The organism is Okeania sp. SIO2B9 (assembly GCF_010672505.1).
In the GTDB taxonomy this organism is placed as follows: domain Bacteria; phylum Cyanobacteriota; class Cyanobacteriia; order Cyanobacteriales; family Microcoleaceae; genus Okeania; species Okeania hirsuta.
In genome coordinates, this window is the sequence record NZ_JAAHGK010000429.1 from 2,903 (window position 1) to 5,484 (window position 2,582).

Genomic DNA, 2,582 nt, shown 5'->3' on the forward strand with positions numbered 1-2,582 from the left:
TTCTGGGTATTCAAACAAAAAAACTAAGACGTTGTAGTTTTGAGTGATTTTCACCTCGAGATTTTCCCTCCCTGTGAGTCAGAATTTTTGCCTACTGAATTTTTCCGACTGTGAGTCTGAGCAAAAGTATTAGTTAATTTTCAGTTGTTTAATTCCCGGCAGCCAAACAAAAAACTAAGACGTTACAGTTTTGAGTCATTTCTACCTCAAGTATTAATTAATTTTCAGTGGTTTATTTCTGGGTATTCAAACAAAAAAACTAAGACGTTGTAGTTTTGAGTGATTTTTACCTCAATATTTTCTCCTCCCTGTGAGTCATAACTTTTGTCTACTGAATTTTTCCGACTGTGAGTCTGAGCAAAAGTATTAGTTAATTTTCAGTTGTTTAATTCCCGGCAGCCAAACAAAAAACTAAGACGTTACAGTTTTGAGTAAATTCCATTGTCTATTTCTGGGCAGTCAAACAAAAAACTAAGACGTTGTAGTTTTGAGTGATTTTCATCTTGAGATTTTCCCTCCCTCTGAGTCAGAATTTTTGCCTACTAAATTTTTCAGACTTTGAGTCTAAACAAAAATATTAGTTAATCCTTCACCAAACGGACAAAGTTTTTCTTACCCACCCGTAGAACCTTACCATCAAGGTCTGCCGGAGAGTCAAAAGTCAAATTCTGGTCTGAAATACGGTCGTCGTCCAAACGTACAGCTCCCCCGGCAATTTTTTTCCTAGCTTCAGAGCTACTCTTACATAAACCACTAGCACTAACAACATAAAACAACTTTGCTGGAAACTCCACATTAGCCAAAGAAAACTCTGGCACTGCCTCAGTTTGACTCATATCTCCCTCAAGCACCACTTTCATAGCCGTTTGTTGAGCCAACAAAGCAGCTTCCCTACCGTGGTACTGAGATGCAATATCCAAAGCCAACAACTTTTGTCTTTCACGAGGATTTTCTGGCAGAGTCTCAAGAGATAAACCAGTCAATAATTCAAAATACTGTTCTATCTGGTCATCAGGAATTTTTTCCAACTTAGAATACATACTCAGAGGGTCTTCCGATAAACCCACATAATTTCCCAGAGACTTAGACATTTTCTGTACCCCATCAGTCCCCAACAAAATCGGCATCAATAGACCAAACTGAGTTTTTTTACCAAAATGCCGTTGTAAATCTCGTCCCACAGCAATATTAAACTTTTGGTCAGTACCCCCCAACTCCACATCAGCATCCACAGCCACAGAATCATAACCTTGCATCAAAGGATAAAGAAACTCATGAATATAGATCGGGTTTTCCTGCTGATAACGAAGAGCAAAACCCTCCTTCGCCAACATTTGCCCCACCGTCATTGTTGCCAAAAGTTCCAGAATATTTGCCAAGTCTAATTTAGAAAGCCATTCTGAGTTGTAGCGAATTTCTAAGCGCCCTGGCGTGTCAAAATCTAATATAGGCCGGACCTGCTCTAAATAAGTTTTGGCATTTTCCCGCACCTGTTCGGAAGTTAACTGTTTTCGGACTTCAGATTTCCCAGTAGGGTCGCCAATTCTTGCCGTAAAATCTCCTATGATTAATACTGCTGTATGTCCAGCATCCTGAAATGCTCGGAGTTTGCGAACCGGGATACTATGACCTAAATGGATATCTGCTCCTGTGGGGTCAATTCCTAATTTAACTCGCAAAGGTCGGTCTGAATTGGCCAATCTCTGAAGTAAATTTTCATCAGGGTTTGTAGAATCTGGTCTATCTGGAAAAATTTCGCTGATGCCACGACGCAGCCATGTAAATTTATCAGTCATCATTTAGTTTTAGTTATATTGATATAGCTTTAGTTTGGGGGGTTAAATTAAATCTAGAGCAACTATGGTTTAAGTTATCCAGCAATCCTATATTTAGGGCTTGCTGAATAAATATCAAAGCATTTACAAGTAAAGGTTTGAGACTTTTTAGGTCTTGAAAAAGTACCTGGTTTTCAGCTCTTCATGCTCAAAAAGTTAGTATTTTGGGCGAGAGTTGGGCCAAAAAATTCTCCCCTACTCCCCTACTCCCCTACTCCCCTACTCCCCTACTCCCCCGCTCCCCTACTCCTTAAAAAAGACTTTTTCAGCAAACCCTATTTAGTCTTTAGTCATCTAAGACGCATTGAGATTTTATATTCTATATTCCCTTTCACAAAAAAATTGGACTATATAGTTTAAACGCTGAACAGTTTACAAAGTCAACTGCTTAATGGCATCTAAGTAAAATATTATAGAAAAGTTCAGTAGATGTAAAAATTATTGTGTTTAAGCCTCCTTAATAATTAAGAGTGCTAAAGTAACATAAATTATTTATGAATATAATTCAACCTTATTCTTTCATCTTTTTCCCTATGGGTTTAATATCCCACCGTCACCCCTGGTATCTACAATTGGTTGGTTCGTAGGTGCAGAGTGACAACTTTTCAGTATCCCATCCATTTTTCCAGTCCTTCAGTCCTTACTTGTTCCTTCTTCAAATATTTAATATACTTTGTAAGCTGAATAAATTAAGAAACCCTCGACTATCGCTGCTAGCTGACCAAGTAATTCACTTAAGAGATTATC

At 38.2% G+C, this 2,582-nt stretch carries 1 protein-coding gene; it reads right to left on the bottom strand.

The window, feature by feature from the left end:
* Positions 1-581: 581 nt before the first annotated feature.
* Entirely contained in the window at positions 582-1,799 is a 1,218-nt protein-coding gene (gene tyrS, locus F6K13_RS16110) for a tyrosine--tRNA ligase (protein ID WP_124154880.1), read from the bottom strand.
* Positions 1,800-2,582 lie beyond the last annotated feature (783 nt).